The sequence below is a fragment of the Aeromonas sp. AE23HZ002T15 genome (assembly GCF_054165525.2).
Map to the genome: position 1 here is coordinate 3,927,694 of NZ_CM201342.1, position 16,941 is coordinate 3,944,634.

Genomic DNA, 16,941 nt, shown 5'->3' on the forward strand with positions numbered 1-16,941 from the left:
CCCGGCCAGGAGCAAAGATGACTTCCATCGTGATCAGCGGCTCAGGCCTCTATACCCCTCCCTTTGCCGTCAGCAATGAAGAGCTGGTGGCCGCCTTCAACCAATATGTGGATCTCTACAACGAGGAGAACGCCTCCGCCATCGACGCCGGCCAGCTGGATGCCAAGCAGCACTCGAGCTGTGAGTTCATCGAGAAGGCCTCCGGTATCAAGAGCCGTTACTTGGTGAGCAAGGAGGGGGTGCTGGATCCGGACATCATGCAGCCGCTGCTGCCCGAGCGCCCGGACGACAAGCCCTCCATCATGGTGGAGATGTCTGTGGCCGCCGCCGAGCAGGCGCTGATCGCCGCCGGTCGCGAGCCGGGCGAGATCGATCTGGTGATAGTGGCGGCCTCCAACATGCCGCGCCCCTATCCGGCGCTCTCCATCGAGCTGCAGCACTATCTCGGCACCACTGGCATGGCGTTTGACATGAACGTGGCCTGCTCGTCGGCCACCTTCGGCATCAAGACGGCGGCGGATCTGCTGGCGGCGGGCACAGCCCGGCTGGCGCTGGTGGTGAACCCGGAGATCTGCTCGGGTCACCTCAACTTCCGGGACAGGGACAGTCACTTTATCTTCGGCGACGCCTGCACCGCGGTGCTGCTGGAGCGGGCCGAAGACTGCAAGGTGGCCAACCCCTGGCAACTGGTGGCCAGCAAGCTGGTGACCCAGTACTCCAACAACATCCGCAACAACTTCGGCTTCTTGAACCGCTTCAGCCCGCGCACCCGCTACGGGGATGATAAGCTGTTTCGCCAGCAGGGGCGCAAGGTGTTCAAGGAGGTATTGCCGCTGGTGTGCGATCAGATCGCCGGCCAGTTGGCCGAGCAGGGCTGGGAGGCGGGGGAGCTGAACCGGCTCTGGCTGCATCAGGCCAATCTCACCATGAACCAGTTCATCGGTCGCAAGCTGCTAGGGCACGATGCCAGCCAAGAGGAGGCGCCGGTGATCCTCGACAGCTACGGCAACACCAGTTCTGCGGGCTCCATCATCGCCTTCCACCTGTTCAATCAGGACCTGCCGAGCGGCGCCCGCGGCGTGCTCTGCTCCTTCGGTGCCGGCTACTCCATCGGCAGCCTGCTGCTGCTGCGTCGCTAACGGTACCGACCCTGCCCTTGCAATGAAAAAACCACCCGTTTGGGTGGTTTTTTATACTGCCTTTATGGTGTTTATCACGCCATTTCTATAGCCAGGATCACGCATTCTGGTTCAGTTATCTTAAATTTGACGTTCAGGTCGAACAATCTCACCCCGTACTCCTTGTCGTCCGGCTTGCCTTTCTTGTAGGCCGGGCGCGGATCCTGGGCCAGCACCTCGCTCACCAGCTGGTGCAGCTCGGGGTGGGCCTTGAAGAAGAATTGCAGCTGCTGCTTCGCTTCAGGGCTGAAACTGACCGCGAGCGGCGGGGTGGGGGCATCCGGGGCGAAGCCGCCACGGGCATCCGGCAGGCTGTCGGCGTAGGGGATGTAGGGCTTGATGTCGACTATGGGGGTGCCGTCCAGCAGATCCACCGCGCCGAGTTCGAGCCACAGCTTGCCGCGCTCGCGGCCCACTCCGTGCAGCTCTACCACGGAGAGGCCGAGGGGGTTGGGGCGGAAGGTGGAGCGGGTGGCGAAGACCCCGACCCGCTCGTTGCCACCGAGGCGCGGCGGGCGCACCGTCGGGTGCCAACCCTGGGCCATGGTCTGGTGGAACACGAAGCTGAGCCAGAGGTGGGAAAACTGCTCGATGCCGCGCAGCACGTCCGGCTGATCGTAGGGAGGCAGCAGCTCGAGACGGGCACGGGCCGATTTGACCAGACCGGGCTGGCGGGGGATGGCGAACTTCTCCTTGTAGGGGGAGCGGATGATCCCCAGGGTGTCGATTTCGAACTTCATGGCGCACTCGTGGCTAAAAAACCCCGGCAATTTAGCACAGGCGCCCCCAAAACGCAGGCTCGGCGCCTCGCCCATCCCTTCGATGCCGTCGTGATCCCCGTCCCATCCCGGCTCGCCGGGGGCTGCCTCTTGGCACCGACTTGCGTAGGGTAGGAGCAGGAAAAACGATTGCCATCACGCTCCGTGACTCTCGAGGTCGCCGAGCAGCTCGACAGGGAGTCACAGGGATGAAACTGCTTATCATAGGGGGCACCGGGTTTCTGGGCCGCCACCTCAGCGCCCTGGCGCTGGATTGGGGCCACGAGGTGACCCTGTTCAACCGCGGTCGCCGCCAACACCCGGACTGGCGGGATCTGCATCAGCTGCACGGGGACAGGGACCATGATCTCGGTGCCCTGCACGGGGCCGGGCTGCGTTGGGATCTGGTCATCGACACCTGCTGCTATAGACCCGAGCAGGCAGCTAGTCTCTCGGCGGCGCTGTTGGGGCGCTGCGAGCATCTCATCTTCATCTCCACCATCAGCGTCTATCGCGACTTCGCCCTCAAGGGGATGGACGAGTCGGCACCGCTGCACGATGTGGCCAGCGGCGACTCGCCAAATGACTACGGCCCGCTCAAGGTGCTATGCGAGGCCGAGTATCGTGCCCACTGGGGGGAGCGGCTCTGCATACTGCGCCCCGGCGTCCTGTGTGGCCCCCAGGATCCCACGGGCCGCCTCGCCTGGTGGGTGAAGCGGGTGCAGCAGGGCGGCCCCTGGCTGTTGCCGGGGAGCGGGCAAGACCAATTGCAATATCTGGACGTGCGGGACTGCGCCGAGTTCGTGCTGCGGGCCGCCGAGCAGCGCCTTGGGGGCGTGTTCAACCTGCTCAAGCCCGGCATCCCGCTGGGGGACTGGGTGGAGCGCATTGCCGCCCGGCTGGCCCCGGCTGCGCCCATCCAGCCCGAATGGGTGCCCTGGCCTGAGCTGTTGGCCGCCGGGGTGGAGCCCTGGCAGAGTTATCCGACCCTGCTGCCGAGCGAGCAGGCCGAGTTTGCGGGTTACGGCCGGATCAGCGCCGAGGCGGCCATCGTCCAGGGGCTCAACTTCCGGCCCCTGGAGGAGACGGTCGCGGATCTGGCGAACTGGCTAGGGGAGGGGGGACAGGGCGTGGCGACGGGGATGACGGCCGAGGAGGAACAGGCCCTGCGCCAACGGGTGTTGGCCGCGCACACCATACCCTAGTCGTGCCGAGTCAGCACCCTGAATACGGAACGGCGTAGGGAGTGAAAAGCATCGTAAAAAAGAGGGCGCCTCGTGGGGCGCCCTCTTTTTTTTGGGGGATATGGCGCTAGCGCAGCATGGCGCCGCAACCGGCCAGCAGCTCTTTGAGGATGCTGCGATGGCAGCGGGACTCGTGCTCGCAGTAGCAACCCACGGAGAGATCCGTGTGATGGGAGAGGGCGGCCAACAGGGCGAGATCATGCTTCGCGGCCGGGGTGGCCATCTCGGCCCTGTACTGCTTCGAGAAGGCGGCCCACTGAGCCGGCGTCTCGGCACCCTGACCGAGTTTCATGGTCTCGGGGCTGGGTGCCAGGTTGGGGAACCAGACGTCGTACCAATCCTGGCTCGCGAATTCGCTCTTGGGCACGCCACGGGGTGGCCTGCGCACGGTACCGATGCGAAGCCCCTCGTCAGGCAGGCGGGGGCTGCCGAGGCGGACGACGGCGAGGGCCATGGGCTTATTTCTCTTCGGCGACTTTCAGCGCCTGGCCATAGCAGATCACCTGCTTGAGGCAGCCCGGCACATCGCTGAACTCGGCGCACTTGTCGAAGCTCACGCCGTTGCCCCCCATGTCCGCCACCCGGCGGCGAGCCAGGGTACGGGCCTCACCGGCATTTGGCACCGCCTGATTGGCGTCGCTCTGGCAGGACTCTCCCTCGACGGTGCCGAGGTAGAGGTAGTTGAGGTCGGCGAGCTCCCCCTGTTCATAGATCCGCACGCTACCCGGCTTGAAGTACTCGTCGAAGTTTTCCTTGTCCAGATTGCTGTTGAAGGAGAAGTAGGAGCAACCGGAGGTGAAAAGGGGCAGCAGCAATAGGGTCAGGCGTTTCATGGCGATGTCTTGTTGAACAGTGAGGGGGCCATTATAGGGGCCAGTCGCGGCTGGCGACCAGCCCCATTTTTAGCCACCGGGATGAGACGTGACTGGGATCTGGCTTGGATCGGCATCAGGGCGACGGGCCGCCATCGGATTGGCGTCTTGCCAAAAGCAGAGAGGGGGCATGATGCCCCCTCTTGTTCTTAACGGATTCAGACCGGCGCGAGCCGCTGGTGCAGGCTGCGATAGTAGTCATCGCTCAGCAACTCCTCATGGGGAGCGCACAGGCGGATCCGCCCCTCTTCCATCAGGGCGATCCGGTCCATCTGTTCCAGCCCCAGCAGGCGGTGGGAGATAAACAGCAGGGTACGATCAGCTCCCAGCCTGAACAGCAGGGCCATGATCTCCCGCTCGGTCTGACTGTCGAGCCCCTCGGTCGGTTCGTCCAGCAGCCAGAGGGGAGCGTCGTGCAGCAGGGCGCGGGCGAGGCCGATACGGCGGCGCTCACCGCCGGAGAGCGGACGACCGCCATCTCCGAGCCAGGCATCCAGCCCACCCTCGATCAGCTCATCCGGGTTGTCCAGCAAGTTGGCAAGACCCACCTGCTCCAGCACTTTGATGAGTCGCTCGTCGCTGGCATCCGGCGCCGCGAGCTTGAGGTTGCCTCTCAGGGTATCGGCAAAAAGGTGGACCCGCTGGCTCACCACGGAGAAGGAGGCGCGCAGCGCCCCTTCGCCGTAATGGGTCAGAGGCTTGCCATCGAGCAGTATCTCCCCGCTCGCGGGTGTCCACTCCCGGGCCAGCAGTCCCATCAGGGTAGATTTGCCGCAGCCGGTCTGGCCGAGCAGCGCCAGCTTCTCGCCGGCATTGAGGTGCAGGGTGCAACCGCGCAGCACGGGCTCGGCGTCTGTGCCGGGCTGAGCGACCGGGTAGCTGAAATTGAGATCCTGTATCTGCAGGCTGCCCGTGGCGGCCGGCTGTTGCTCGCTACCCCACTCGGGGGCCTTGGCCTCCTGCAGGATCTCGTTGAGACGGCGGGCCGAGGTGAGGCTGGTGGAGAGGTGCTGGAAGGCCCCCGCCAGCGGCAGCAGGGCCTCGAAGCTCGCCAGGGTGGCGAACACCATGAGCGCCGTGATGGGATCCGGGGTCGCGCCGCCCACCCCGTGGCCGGCCAGCCAGAGCATCAGGGTCAGGGTCCAACCGCTCAGCAACTGGACGGAGGCATTGGCCAGAGCGCTGACCCTGGCCATGCGGGCTTGGGCGCGGATCAGCGCCTGCTCGGCCTGCTGCAGCTCATGGAGTGCCTGGGGGGCGGCGGCAAACATCTGCAGCTCGGCCTGGCCGTCCAGATAGTCCACGAGACGGGTGCGCAGGCTGGACTTCTCGGCGATGAGGGCCTGACCCGGCTTGCGACCCAGGAAGTAGAACACCAGGGGCAGGGCCAGCATGCCGGCCAGCAGGATGGCGCCCAGGGTCAGTGCCAGCTCGCTGTCGAAGAAGGAGAGGAAGAACACCAGGCCGGCGCAGCTCAGCAGGGCCGCTCCTATGGGGGTGATGAGACGAAGGTAGACGTGATCCAGCGCATCGATGTCGGTCACCAGCCGGTTGAGCAGATCCGTCTGGCGGAAGCTGGCCAGGGTGCCGGTGGAGAGCGGCGAGAGCTTTTGCCAGAACCAGACCCGCAGCCGGGTCAGCACCCGGAAGGTGGCGTCGTGGCTCACCACTCGTTCGCCCCAGCGACTGGCGGTACGAATGATGGAGAAGAAGCGCACTCCGCCGGCCGGGGTCATGTAGTTGAAGGTGTCGCGGGTGGCGACGGCCAGTCCGGCCACGGCGGCGGCGGAGAGGAACCAGCCGGAGAGGGACAGCAGTCCCATACCGGCCACCAGGGTGACAAAGGCCAGCAGCAGACCGGTGGAGAGGCTCAGCCAGTGCTGGCGATAGAGGCGCAGGAACGGCAGTAGATCACGCATCGAGAGAGTCTCCGCTAGCTTGGGACTGGTGTTGCGACAAGAGTCTGGCGAAGGGGCCGCTGGTCTCGCTGAGGTGCTGGAAGTTGCCTTGTTCCACCAGTTGGCCGCGCTCCAGCACCAGGATCTTGTCCATCTGGCTGAGCTGATCGAGGCGGTGGGTGATCATCAGCAGGGTCTGGCCTGCCGCTGCCTGTTCGAGGGTATTCATGATGGCGCGCTCCGAGTGGCGATCCAGGCTGGCGGTGGGTTCATCCAGCACCATCGTCTGGGTACGCTTGAGCAGGGTGCGGGCGAGGGCGATGCGCTGGGCCTGACCCACGGAGAGGCCGCCCGCCTGATCCCCGACCCTATAGTCGAAGCCCTTATCTCGCACGAACGCCCAGGCCTCTGCCCGTTTGAGCACGGCTTCCAGTTCGTCATCGCTGGCCTTGGGGTTGCCCAGCAGCAGGTTGTCGCGCAGGGAGGCGTGGAACAGCTGGGGGTTCTGGGAGAGCCAGCCGAGCTGCGATCGCCACTGACCCATATCGAGCTCGGCGAGCTCCTGGCCGTTGACCCTGAGGGAGCCGCGATAGGGGGCGAAGCCCAGCAGGGCGTTGACCAGAGAACTCTTGCCCGCGCCGCTGATGCCGACCAGGGCGGTGCGCGAACCGGGTTCCAGCTGGAAGTCGATGGGACCGACCAGCACCTTGCCCTCGGCGCTCAGCACCTCGAGTGCCCTGGCCTCAACCCGGATGGGACCCTGGGTATGGAAGGGGGTTGTCCCGGACGCGGGTTCGCTGACCTCGGCCTCCAGGAATTCCAGCAGCTGTTCGGCGGCGCCGATGGCCTGGGCCTTGGCATGATAGTGAGCACCGAGCTCTCGCAGCGGCGCATAGAACTCGGGGGCGAGGAAGAGCACGAACAGACCGGTGAACAGAGTGACCTTGACGCCGTAGCTGCCGAAGTTCAGGTGGTCGATGTAGGAGAAGCCGAAGTAGACCGCCACCAGGGCAACCGCGAGAGCGGCGAAGAACTCCAGCACGGCGGTGCTGAGGAAGGCCAGACGCAGCACCTCCATGGTGCGTTCCCGAAAATCTTCCGAGGCCTCGCGGATGGCTTCGCCTTCCGCCTGGGTGCGCATGAAGAGCTGCAGGGTGCGCAGGCCCTTGAGGCGGTCGAGGAAGTGGCCGGAGAGGCGGGCCAGGGATTGGAAGTTGCGACGGTTCGCATCGGCGGCGCCCACTCCCACCAGGATCATGAATAGCGGGATCAGGGGGGCCGTGCCGAGCAGTATGATGCCCGCGGCCCAGTTGACCGGGAACACGGCCACCAGGATCACCAGGGGGATGAAGACGGCGACCGCCATCTGGGGCAGGTAGCGGGAGAAGAAGTCCTGCATCTCTTCGATCTGCTCCAGCAGCAGGCTGGCCCAGCTCCCGGCAGGGCGGCGCTGGATATAGGCAGGGCCGAGGCGGGCGAGGCGAGTGAGCACCAGCTCACGGATGGCGAGGCGCACCGCGCTGCCAGCCTTGAAGCTGACCACTTCCCGGCCATAGGCCAGCAAGGCCTTGCCGAGGGTCACCAACAGCAGGCTGATGAAGAGGGGGATGGATTGCTCCGGAGTCTGGCCCTCGATGATGAAGCCATGGAGCAGGGTGGCCAGCAGCCAGGCCTGTGCCACCATCAGCATGCCCTGGCCCAGGCCAAAGCCGATGGAGAGACCGATCCAGCGTCGGCCATGGCTCGACTGCTTGCGCAACCAGCCATAGAGATGTTTCTGCGTATCTTTGTCCATTACCACCCTCCTCAAACGAGTGGCGCAAGACTATCGTCGCCCCCAGGGCTTGGCAACCTTACAGATGCGGGAGTCTTGGGTCGTTTGCCTGAAAAATAGACTGCATGCTCATTAGTTGGCCGAACAGCTTGATTTACTGCAAAAAACACCAGGGTGGTGATTGCGCTCGTCGGCAAAATGCATATAGTAGAGGCCACTGACGCGGGTGTAGTTCAATGGTAGAACGGTAGCTTCCCAAGCTGCATACGTGGGTTCGATTCCCATCACCCGCTCCAATTTCAAGTCCCGATAGAGCGCCGTCTCGTTCCCGCCTCTGCCTAGCACGCCATCCTGACGTTGATCCCATATCCGGTACTGATTGCTAGTTTTGATGCTTTGCGGGCATCGTATAATGGCTATTACCTCAGCCTTCCAAGCTGATGATGCGGGTTCGATTCCCGCTGCCCGCTCCAGCTTCCATGCAAAAAGCCCACTCCTGCGAGTGGGCTTTTTGTTTTCCGCCTCCTTGCCTGACAGGCATTCTCTGCCGCGGCTCTGTGCAAGGCAGCCATCGACGGCTCGCCGGAAACAGAAGAGGCGCCATCGGCGCCTCTTCTTACCACACAGGGATCTGACGAACAGGGATTATTCCTGCTCCAGCTCGCCGCAGAAGCGGTAGCCTTCGCCATGGATGGTGGCGATGATCTCCGGGGTGTCGCCCACGCTCTCGAAGTGCTTGCGAATGCGGCGGATGGTGACATCCACGGTGCGGTCGTGGGGCTTGAGCTCACGGCCTGTCATCTTCTTGAGCAGCTCGGCACGGGTCTGGATCTGACCCGGGTTTTCGCAGAAATGCAGCATGGCGCGGAACTCGGAACGCGGTAGCTTGAACATGTCGCCAGCCGGACTGACCAGGGCGCGGCTGTTGATGTCCAGGGCCCAGCCGTTGAACAGGTAACGCTCGACCAGCTTCTTCTCTTCGCCACCGGCGGCCACGTTCATGGTGCGGCTCAGCAGGTTGCGGGCACGGATGGTCAGCTCGCGGGGGTTGAAGGGCTTGGTGATGTAGTCATCGGCACCGATCTCCAGGCCGAGGATCTTGTCCACTTCGTTGTCACGACCGGTCAGGAACATCAGGGCGATGTTGTCATCTTCGCGCAGCTCGCGCGCCAGCAGCAGGCCGTTCTTGCCCGGCAGGTTGATGTCCATGATCACCAGATTGATGGTGTGGGCGGTCAGGGCCTGATGCATCTCGTCGCCATTGTTGGCTTCGAGCACTATGTAACCCTCTGCCTCGAAAATGCTCTTCAGGGTGTTGCGGGTGACCAGTTCGTCTTCGACGATCAGTATGTGTGGTGTTTGCATTGAGTATTCCCAGATTCTTATCAGTTAATTTTCGAAATTTTAACACTCTTTGGCGTTATCCGACCGGCCCTGAAAATTTATTACGTCATCCTGGGTATGAACATCGGGTCGAATCATCGCGAATTTGGTAGTGATGCCGGCAAACATCCATGTGCCACAGACTGGGTCTCAACAAGCCTGATTGAGCGGGGCCCTGAAAGGTCGTCCATTACAAAAGTTGCTGCATTTTATCAGTTAACAGGCGCATAACAACACTCTTTGCCGTCAGATAGCAACTTTTTAACTCTGGTTTGATATAAGTCAAACCCTGAGTTATCTGCATGATACTTGGGCTGGCTCGCTTTTTCGCCCCTATGAAATGTAATGGGATGTAACATGTGATTGACATGCGTTTGTGGGAAAACTACAGAAAAGTGTGCTTTATTGCCCCTTTCGCCCCGCCGGACTGGTCCGGCTATGCCATTGTGACGGCCTGGAACCCGGGGAGCCAGGCGGTGGGAAGCCGCCGCAATGCCCGCCGCCAGCGCGCCTTGTGGCGTCTCATCCAGTGTGCTGACGCCATGCAGGCCATGGGCCCGGTATGGGGTAGTGCCCCTGACGAGGGCTGGCAGGAGGAATCCTTGCTGCTGCTTGCCCCTCGCGCCGAGGCCGTCCGGCTGGCGGCCGCCTTCGGCCAGAATGCCATCTACCGGGTCGAGGAGGGGGAACTCTGGCTGGAGCCTGTTCTGCTCAAAGGGGAGCCCTGCCATCTGGGTAGCCTGGCCGCTCACTGGATTGTCAGGGGCCCGGCATGATGAAAGAATGAGCGACGCACTCACCTATCTACCCACCTATATTCACTCACCCATGGAAGGATGACGATGATGCTGGATCTGCTGCCCGATCTCTGTGATGAACACCCCGATAGCGTGCAGGTGGCCGAGCCGCTGTTTCGCGACTATGGCGGCAAGGCGCTGTTTCATGGGGAGGCGGTCACCCTCTCCTGTTTCGAGGATAACAGCCTGGTGCGCGAATTGGTGAATCGCCCGGGTCACGGCAAGGTAATGGTGATCGACGGCGGCGGCTCATTGCGCCGTGCCCTGCTCGGGGATCAGCTGGCCATCAAGGCGGCGGAGCAGGGGTGGGAGGGGATCCTCATCTATGGCGCCGTGCGGGATGTGGGCACCCTGGCGACCCTGGCTCTCGGGGTCAAGGCGCTGGCGGCCTGCCCGGTGAAGACGGAGAAACGCGGTCTGGGAGAGCTCGATGCCACCGTCTCCTTCGCGGGCGTGACTATAGCGCCCGGGGATTATGTCTATGCCGATCTCAACGGCGTGCTGGTGAGCGCCAGCCGGCTGATCTGACGGCTTAGAAGTGCAGACCCAGCCCCAGCACGAGGAACTGCTCGGTGCTGAAGGGGCTGACGCCGTAGTTGGCCGTGAGTGCCAGCTGGGGTGTTAGCAGCAGGCTGCTGTTGAGCTCCACCAGGGTACTGGGCTTGCTCGTCTCCAGCTGTTTGACCTGGCTGCCGATATTGAGAGACGGGGAGAGCTGGTAGCGCACCCCTGAGCTGATGTTGAAGCCAGCCTGATCACCGCGGGTGCCGAGGGCGGGGCCGGCCTCCATGTAGAGGCTGATATCCTCTTCGACCGGATACTGATAGCCGGTGTTGATGAGCCAGATATCGAAGCTGTCGCTGGGGTGGGTCTGAGAGCCGAGCAGTACGCCGGAATAGCTTTTCACGTAGAGTTGGCTGTCGGTATCGTTCTGGAGAAAACTCCAGTCGGCTGCCTGGGCCGAAAGCGCGAATACGGATGCGAGTGCGATGACGAGAGACTTGACCATTCGTTTCCCCTCCCTGGGTCCGAACAGGACTACAAGCATGGCACATAGCTTCTGGCTGTAAAGGCAACATTCGTCACAATAAAAGAGTTTAAATTGGCACTCGACTCATGCTACACAGGCCCGGTCACTCTGAGTCTTCATTAATTTTCTTCATCAAGAGGCGAACTCATGAACAAGAAACTGACCCTGCTGGCCGCATTGGCTCTGGGAGGCTGCGCCATGGCAACGGGTTCCAATCTGGCTGCACTGCAGGCATCGACCTGGCAACTGCAAGGGGCGAGCGGCGATACCTTCACTCTGCAACTGACCGGGGACAAGGTGGCGGGCAAGGGCGGCTGCAACCGTTACTTTGGTGCCATCACCCAGCAGGGCGACGGCGTCCTGGCCCTGGGCCCCATGGGGGCGACCCGCATGATGTGCATGGGGGATCTGGCCGGCAAGGAGAACAGCTACCTGCAGGCCCTGGAGAAGGTCGCCGGCTTCGAGATCAAGGGCCAGCAGCTGGTATTGCAGGATGCCAGCAAGGCGCCCCTGCTCACCTTCGATGCGATGAAATAAGCCCGGGTACCGTCAGTGGCTGTCGCAACCAGACCGCCATGTCGTGCACAACAAGAAGGGACGCCGCGGCGTCCCTTCTTGTTGTAGGAAGACTTGTGTCGTGAAGCGCCCTGCTGGGCCTCCTCATCCCCCCCGCTGGAAGCGAAAGCGCTTCTTGCGCCGGTAGGGATAGACGTCCTCGAACACCCCCTCCTTGATGTTGCTCTGCAGCCGCTTCCAGTAGTTGGCGTCGAACAGTTCCTTGTGCAGCTGCATCATGATCTCCCGCACCTGGGGCTTTTGCAGCAGGAAGGTGGCGAACTCCTCGGGGAAGATGTCGTTCGGTGCCACCGAATACCAGGGCTCGGCGCTCCACTCGTCTTCCGGGTAGCGGGGGGGCGGGATCTGGCGGAAGTTGCACTCCGTCATGTAGCAGATCTCGTCGTAGTCGTAGAACACCACCCGGCCGTGACGGGTGACGCCGAAGTTCTTGAACAGCATGTCGCCGGGGAAGATGTTCGCCGCCGCCAGCTGCTTGATGGCATTGCCGTACTCTTCCAGGGCGAGCCGGGTTTGCTGCTCGTCGGCCCTGTCCAGATAGAGGTTGAGCGGGATCATCTTGCGCTCCGTGTAGAGGTGCTTGATCACCAGCTTGTCGGCCGTGATGGTCAGCGCCGAGGGGGCCACCGTCTTGAGCTCCGCCAGCAGCTCGGGGGAGATGCGGTCCAGGGGGAACTCAAAGTTGGTGAACTCCTGGGTGTCGGCCATGCGGCCCACCCTGTCGTGTTGTTTGACCAGCCGGTATTTCGCCTTCACCTGCTCGTGACTCACGTCCTTCGGGGGCGTGAACTCGTCTTTGATCACCTTGAACACCACGTCGTAGGAGGGGAGGGTGAACACGCTCATCACCATGCCCTTGATGCCGGGGGCGATGATGAACTGCTCCCGACTCGCCGCCAGGTGCTGCTGGTAGTGGCGATAGAGCTCCGTCTTGCCGTGCTTCTGGCAACCGATGGCGTTGTAGATCTCGTAATCGGGCTTGCGGGGCATGATCTGGCGCAGGAACAGCACATAGAGGGCCGGCACCGGGGCATAGACCATGAAGTAGGCGCGGGCGAAGCCGAACACGATGGAGGCGAGCTCGGGCTCGAAGATGACGGTGTCCACATAGATATGCTGGCCTGTGCTGAGCAAGGGCAGTATGAAGGGGTGCACCTCGTCCCTTACCCGGATCAGCCCCACCAGATAGGCCCCCTTGTTGCGGTAGAAGACCTCCTTCAACAGCTCGATGGCGAAGGGCTCATCGTGCAAGATACTCGGGCCGTTCTCCGCAAGATGGCGGTGGATGTCAACAATATCCCGCTGTTTGTCCTCGTAGGGCAGGGTGAAGCTGTAATCCCCCAGCAGCTTGCTCAGGGTCTGGGGCAGACGAGTCAGATCCGTGCGATAGACCCGCAGCAGGGCACCGAGATCCGGGTGCTCCCCCCGGCTCACGAAGGGGTGGATGTAGAGGTTCTCGTCGCGGATGTTGCGATGGCGGAAGATGCGGCGATAGACGGAGTTGAAGAAGGACTCCGCCACCTCGAAGTTCTCGCATGTGGGCAGCAGATCGCTGAAGGCCCCCTTCACCTGCTTGAGCAGGGACTGGCTTGGCAACTGCTCCCCCATCATCTGCTTGATCTGGGCCGTGGTGGCGCCCACGTGGTGATCGTAGAGGCGGATGCGCTCGCGCCCGGCGAGCTGCACCCCCAGCCAGTCGCTGTTCTCGAAGCGGCTCTTGCTGCCCTGGGTGATCTCGAGAAAGCGGCTGTAAAATGACTCGAAGCGCTGCAAGATCGTCTCGGCGACCGCCTGTTCCAATGGCTGCTGCATCTCTACCTTCCTTGTGATCTGTCAGTCCGATGACGTCTGCGTTTGTCTGCAGTTTGTTCACATATCGGGCCACTATGGCAACATTCAAACATCCGTTCAAGTGGCATTTTTCGAGGATAAACGGTAGATTGCGCCCCTGTTTTGCCGATGGTCCACCGCCCTTCTCGACCGCGGCCCCTCCAGGAGAAAACCCGATGAAACTCTATTTTGTACTGGTGGCTCCGGCCCGCGCCGCGAACGTGGGGGCCGCCGCCCGCGCCATGAAGACCATGGGCTTCGATGCCATGCGCCTGGTGGCAAGCCGGGTGCACGAGGAGGAAGAGGCGAGCTGGGTTGCCCATGGTGCGCAGGAGATTTTGACCGAGGCCGAGGCCTTCGACACCCTGGAGGAGGCGCTGGCGGATATGGATCTGGTAGTCGCCACCACAGCCCGTCAGCGTGGCCGGTATCAGCACTACCTCACGCCGGCCGAGATCCGGGATCAGATCCGTGCCAAGCCCTCATTGAACAAGGTCGCCATCGTGTTCGGCTGTGAGGAGTCCGGGCTCTCCAACGAGCAGCTAGCCCAGGTCGATCTCATCAGCTATCTGCCCCTCAAGGTGAGCTACCCGTCTCTGAACCTGGGTCAGGCGATCATGCTGTATGCCTACGAGATGAGTCCGCTGCTGGACGAGCCCGAAGCCGTAGCAGAAAATTTTGATAACGCCGGGCAGGTCCGGGTGCTGAAAACCAAAACAGCAGAAATTCTCGGTGAACTCGGAGTTTCACAGGATGAAAAACTGCATCAATGGGTGATGGACCGAGTACCCATGCTGCCGCAGCGGGATCTGAATATGCTGCATCTGCTCTGTAAAGACCTGGTTCGTCGATTTGAACGCAAGGAGTAAAGCGGTTTAGGTTGACAGCCCTGCGCCCGGCGCGGTATTGCTAAAAGCCAGCTTCGTTCAAGAGTGTTCGTCATGCAGTCATTCATCAACGTCATCACCACCACCATTATTACCGGTACCACCACAGGTGGCACTGGGGCCGGTTGATGCGCTGACGAACAAGCACAGAAATCAGAAAAGGCCCGTACCCACCCAGTACGGGCCTTTTTGTTGGATGATTTTCAGAACCATAGTCGGGCAGATTTTTAAGGATCACAGGGAGAGAAAGCGATGAGAGTGTTGAAGTTTGGTGGGTCGTCACTGGCCGATGCAGAGCGTTTCTTACGGGTAGCCGATATCGCGGTGAATACCCACGGCCAATCCCAGGTTGCCCTGGTGCTGTCGGCACCGGCCAAGGTGACCAACCACCTGGTAGCCCTGGTGGAGCAAACCAGTCGCGGCATGGATGCCAGTGCCACCCTGTTTGAAGTGAATGGCATCTTCTCCCGCCTGCTGGCGGGGCTCAAGGCCGCCTATCCGGCCCTGGATGACAAGGGATTGCTGGCGCGCCTGACCAGCGAACTGGATCAGGTGGAGCGGCTGATGCAGGGCATCCGGCTGCTGGGGCTCTGCCCGGACAACGTGCAGGCCCGCATCCTGAGCCGCGGCGAGAACCTCTCCATCACCTTCATGCACGAGCTGCTGCGGGTGCGTGGCCTCGAACTGGATCTCATCGTGCCGGAGCAACTGCTGGTCACCGACGGCGGCTATCTGGAGGCTCACGTCGACATCGAGGCCTCCCGCCTGCGCTTCGCCACCAAGGGACTGCGTTCAGATTGTCTCTACCTGATGCCGGGCTTCACCGGTGGCAGCGACAAGGGCGAAACCGTGCTGCTGGGCCGCAACGGCTCCGATTATTCCGCCGCCGTGCTGGCCGCCTGTGTGGACGCCGAGTGTTGCGAGATCTGGACCGACGTGGAGGGTTGCTACAACTGCGATCCACGCCTGGTGCCGGATGCTTACCTGCTCAAGACCCTCTCCTACAAGGAGGCGATGGAACTCTCCTACTTCGGCGCCAAGGTGCTGCATCCGAAAACCATCGCCCCCGTGGCCCAGTTCCACATTCCCTGCCTCATCAAGAACAGCTTCAACCCGCAAGGGCCGGGGACGCTTATCGGTGTCGAGCAGGGGGATGATGACCTCAAAGTGAAAGCCATCTCGGATCTCTCCGGCATGTGCATGTTCAACGTCTCTGGCCCCGGCATGAAGGGCATGGTGGGCATGGCGGGCCGGATCTTCTCCGCCGTCTCCCGCGCCGGGGTCAGTATCGTCCTCATCACCCAGTCATCCTCCGAGTACAGCGTCAGCTTCTGTATCCACAGCTATGACAGCGACAAGACCCGCAAGGTGCTGGAGCGCGAGTTCGAGCTGGAATTCAAGAACCAGCTGCTGGATCCGCTCGAGATCATGACAGATCTCGCCATCATCTCCCTCATCGGCGACGGCATGCGCACGAGCAAGGGGATGGCGGCGCGCTTCTTCACCTCCTTGGCCCAGGCCTCCATCAACATCGTCGCCATCGCGCAGGGGTCGAGCGAGCGCTCCATCTCCGCCGTGGTGCGGGATCGCAAGGTCGCCGAAGCCATCAAGGCCTGCCACCAGAACTTCTTCGGCAGCCAGCAGTTCATCGACCTGTTCGTGGTCGGTGTCGGCGGCGTCGGCGCGGCCCTGGTGGATCAGATTGCCCGCCAGCAACCGGTCTTGGCCGAGCAGGGCACAGGCCTGCGGGTGGTCGGCATCGCCAACAGCCGCCAGATGGCGGTCAACAAGGATGGCCTGAACCTCGCCAACTGGCGTGAGCAACTGGTGGAGGCCCGTGACAGCTTCAGCCTGGAGGCGGTGAAAAAAGTGGTGGAAGAGAGCCACCTCATCAACCCGGTGATCGTCGATTGCACCTCCAGCGAAGCGGTCGCCGTCCAGTATGCGGACTTCCTGGCCGCCGGTTTCCACGTGGTGACCCCGAACAAGAAGGCGAACACAGGGTCCCTGGATTACTACAAGGCGCTGCGCCGCACCGCCCGTCAGACCCGCCGCAAGTTCCTGTACGAGACCAACGTCGGCGCCGGCCTGCCGGTCATCGAGAACCTGCAAAACCTCATCAAGGCCGGTGACAAGCTGCGTGCCTTCGACGGCGTCCTGTCGGGTTCCCTCTCCTTCATCTTCGGCAAGCTGGACGAGGGCATGGCCTTCTCCGAGGCCACCGGCATCGCCCGTGGCAACGGCTTCACCGAGCCGGATCCCCGCGACGATCTCAACGGCATGGACGTGGCCCGCAAGCTGCTGATCCTGGCGCGCGAGGCTGGCATGGCGCTGGAGCTGTCCGACGTGGAAGTCGAGCAGGCGCTGCCGCCGGGCTTTGATGTGAGCGGCGACGTGGAGGCCTTTATGGTCCGTCTGCCGGAGGCCGATGGCTGGTTCCGCGACCAGTTCGTGCTGGCCCAGAGCGAGGGCAAGGTGCTGCGCTACGTGGGCTCCATCGAGGGGGGCAAGTGCAAGGTCGCCATCAAGGCGGTCGGCGCCGACGAGCCGCTGTTCAAGGTCAAAGACGGGGAGAACGCGCTCGCCTTCTTCTCTACCTACTACCAGCCGATCCCGCTGGTGCTGCGCGGCTATGGCGCCGGTACCGAAGTGACCGCCGCGGGCGTCTTTGCCGACGTGCTGCGCACCCAGAACTGGAAGCAGGAGTTGTAAGC

Annotated in this window: 15 protein-coding genes and 2 tRNA genes; 9 read left to right on the plus strand and 8 right to left on the minus strand. The window is 62.5% G+C overall.

Features of this window, described 5'->3' with window-relative positions; genetic code table 11:
• The first annotated feature begins 17 nt into the window (after positions 1-17).
• Positions 18-1,139 (plus strand): beta-ketoacyl-ACP synthase III, encoded by a 1,122-nt coding sequence (locus tag ACT5M9_RS18355; RefSeq protein WP_457979844.1) that lies wholly within the window; start codon positions 18-20, stop codon positions 1,137-1,139.
• 74 nt (positions 1,140-1,213) lie between these two features.
• Here the strand turns inward: ACT5M9_RS18355 and tsaA are convergent, their stop codons facing one another.
• Positions 1,214-1,918 (minus strand): tRNA (N6-threonylcarbamoyladenosine(37)-N6)-methyltransferase TrmO, encoded by a 705-nt coding sequence (gene tsaA / locus ACT5M9_RS18360; RefSeq protein WP_457979842.1) that lies wholly within the window; start codon positions 1,916-1,918, stop codon positions 1,214-1,216.
• Between the two features lie 227 nt (positions 1,919-2,145).
• Here tsaA and ACT5M9_RS18365 point away from each other — a divergent pair, with 227 nt between their 5' ends.
• Complete coding sequence (locus tag ACT5M9_RS18365) at positions 2,146-3,141, plus strand: NAD-dependent epimerase/dehydratase family protein (protein WP_457979840.1); 996 nt, start codon at positions 2,146-2,148, stop codon at positions 3,139-3,141.
• Between the two features lie 106 nt (positions 3,142-3,247).
• Here the strand turns inward: ACT5M9_RS18365 and ACT5M9_RS18370 are convergent, their stop codons facing one another.
• The 4 genes from ACT5M9_RS18370 to cydD form a co-directional block, all read right to left on the minus strand.
• Positions 3,248-3,634, minus strand: coding sequence for a DUF488 domain-containing protein (locus ACT5M9_RS18370; protein ID WP_457979838.1), 387 nt, complete (start codon positions 3,632-3,634; stop codon positions 3,248-3,250).
• Positions 3,635-3,638: 4 nt separating this feature from the next.
• On the minus strand, positions 3,639-4,013 hold the full coding sequence (gene rcsF, locus ACT5M9_RS18375; protein ID WP_438550063.1) for an Rcs stress response system protein RcsF: 375 nt from the start codon (positions 4,011-4,013) through the stop codon (positions 3,639-3,641).
• 197 nt (positions 4,014-4,210) lie between these two features.
• Positions 4,211-5,971 carry a heme ABC transporter ATP-binding protein/permease CydC gene (gene cydC / locus ACT5M9_RS18380; RefSeq protein ID WP_457979836.1) on the minus strand — a complete coding sequence of 587 codons (1,761 nt, stop codon included), beginning with the start codon at positions 5,969-5,971 and terminating at the stop codon, positions 4,211-4,213.
• A complete protein-coding gene (gene cydD / locus ACT5M9_RS18385; protein WP_457979835.1) occupies positions 5,964-7,745 on the minus strand; it encodes a heme ABC transporter permease/ATP-binding protein CydD in 1,782 nt (593 codons plus the stop codon). The genes cydC and cydD overlap by 8 nt, the downstream gene beginning before the upstream one ends.
• A 201-nt stretch (positions 7,746-7,946) precedes the next feature.
• Between cydD and ACT5M9_RS18390 the strand changes: the two genes are divergently transcribed.
• Both ACT5M9_RS18390 and ACT5M9_RS18395 read left to right on the plus strand, forming a co-directional pair.
• Positions 7,947-8,020 (plus strand) — tRNA-Gly (locus ACT5M9_RS18390).
• A gap of 102 nt (positions 8,021-8,122) precedes the next feature.
• Positions 8,123-8,197, plus strand: a tRNA-Gly gene (locus ACT5M9_RS18395).
• A 172-nt stretch (positions 8,198-8,369) separates the two neighbouring features.
• Here the strand turns inward: ACT5M9_RS18395 and arcA are convergent.
• A complete protein-coding gene (gene arcA, locus ACT5M9_RS18400) occupies positions 8,370-9,089 on the minus strand; it encodes a two-component system response regulator ArcA (protein WP_349921525.1) in 720 nt (239 codons plus the stop codon).
• 377 nt (positions 9,090-9,466) lie between these two features.
• On the opposite strand from arcA, the gene ACT5M9_RS18405 reads away from it, so the two are divergent.
• Together ACT5M9_RS18405 and ACT5M9_RS18410 are read left to right on the plus strand one after the other, a co-directional pair.
• Entirely contained in the window at positions 9,467-9,883 is a 417-nt protein-coding gene (locus ACT5M9_RS18405) for a DUF3293 domain-containing protein (protein ID WP_457979833.1), read from the plus strand.
• Between the two features lie 69 nt (positions 9,884-9,952).
• Complete coding sequence (locus tag ACT5M9_RS18410) at positions 9,953-10,432, plus strand: putative 4-hydroxy-4-methyl-2-oxoglutarate aldolase (protein ID WP_457980612.1); 480 nt, start codon at positions 9,953-9,955, stop codon at positions 10,430-10,432.
• Positions 10,433-10,436: 4 nt separating this feature from the next.
• Here the strand turns inward: ACT5M9_RS18410 and ACT5M9_RS18415 are convergent, their stop codons facing one another.
• On the minus strand, positions 10,437-10,913 hold the full coding sequence (locus ACT5M9_RS18415; protein ID WP_457979831.1) for a hypothetical protein: 477 nt from the start codon (positions 10,911-10,913) through the stop codon (positions 10,437-10,439).
• A gap of 168 nt (positions 10,914-11,081) precedes the next feature.
• Here ACT5M9_RS18415 and ACT5M9_RS18420 point away from each other — a divergent pair, with 168 nt between their 5' ends.
• Entirely contained in the window at positions 11,082-11,471 is a 390-nt protein-coding gene (locus ACT5M9_RS18420) for an META domain-containing protein (protein WP_438550058.1), read from the plus strand.
• Positions 11,472-11,594: 123 nt separating this feature from the next.
• Here the strand turns inward: ACT5M9_RS18420 and aceK are convergent, their stop codons facing one another.
• Positions 11,595-13,322, minus strand: coding sequence for a bifunctional isocitrate dehydrogenase kinase/phosphatase (aceK, locus tag ACT5M9_RS18425; RefSeq protein ID WP_457979829.1), 1,728 nt, complete (start codon positions 13,320-13,322; stop codon positions 11,595-11,597).
• 194 nt (positions 13,323-13,516) lie between these two features.
• Between aceK and ACT5M9_RS18430 the strand changes: the two genes are divergently transcribed.
• Both ACT5M9_RS18430 and thrA read left to right on the plus strand, forming a co-directional pair.
• Positions 13,517-14,209: a tRNA/rRNA methyltransferase gene (locus ACT5M9_RS18430; RefSeq protein WP_457979827.1), complete on the plus strand. Its 693-nt coding sequence runs from the start codon at positions 13,517-13,519 to the stop codon at positions 14,207-14,209.
• Positions 14,210-14,479: 270 nt separating this feature from the next.
• Entirely contained in the window at positions 14,480-16,939 is a 2,460-nt protein-coding gene (thrA, locus tag ACT5M9_RS18435) for a bifunctional aspartate kinase/homoserine dehydrogenase I (RefSeq protein ID WP_457979825.1), read from the plus strand.
• Positions 16,940-16,941 lie beyond the last annotated feature (2 nt).

Coding starts and splice junctions, on each gene's coding strand:
- ACT5M9_RS18355 (WP_457979844.1), top strand. CDS start 18: ATGACTTCCATCGTGATCAGCGGCTCAGGCCTCTATACCCCTCCCTTT.
- tsaA (WP_457979842.1), bottom strand. CDS start 1,918: ATGAAGTTCGAAATCGACACCCTGGGGATCATCCGCTCCCCCTACAAG.
- ACT5M9_RS18365 (WP_457979840.1), top strand. CDS start 2,146: ATGAAACTGCTTATCATAGGGGGCACCGGGTTTCTGGGCCGCCACCTC.
- ACT5M9_RS18370 (WP_457979838.1), bottom strand. CDS start 3,634: ATGGCCCTCGCCGTCGTCCGCCTCGGCAGCCCCCGCCTGCCTGACGAG.
- rcsF (WP_438550063.1), bottom strand. CDS start 4,013: ATGAAACGCCTGACCCTATTGCTGCTGCCCCTTTTCACCTCCGGTTGC.
- cydC (WP_457979836.1), bottom strand. CDS start 5,971: ATGCGTGATCTACTGCCGTTCCTGCGCCTCTATCGCCAGCACTGGCTG.
- cydD (WP_457979835.1), bottom strand. CDS start 7,745: ATGGACAAAGATACGCAGAAACATCTCTATGGCTGGTTGCGCAAGCAG.
- arcA (WP_349921525.1), bottom strand. CDS start 9,089: ATGCAAACACCACACATACTGATCGTCGAAGACGAACTGGTCACCCGC.
- ACT5M9_RS18410 (WP_457980612.1), top strand. CDS start 9,953: ATGCTGGATCTGCTGCCCGATCTCTGTGATGAACACCCCGATAGCGTG.
- ACT5M9_RS18415 (WP_457979831.1), bottom strand. CDS start 10,913: ATGGTCAAGTCTCTCGTCATCGCACTCGCATCCGTATTCGCGCTTTCG.
- ACT5M9_RS18420 (WP_438550058.1), top strand. CDS start 11,082: ATGAACAAGAAACTGACCCTGCTGGCCGCATTGGCTCTGGGAGGCTGC.
- aceK (WP_457979829.1), bottom strand. CDS start 13,322: ATGCAGCAGCCATTGGAACAGGCGGTCGCCGAGACGATCTTGCAGCGC.
- ACT5M9_RS18430 (WP_457979827.1), top strand. CDS start 13,517: ATGAAACTCTATTTTGTACTGGTGGCTCCGGCCCGCGCCGCGAACGTG.
- thrA (WP_457979825.1), top strand. CDS start 14,480: ATGAGAGTGTTGAAGTTTGGTGGGTCGTCACTGGCCGATGCAGAGCGT.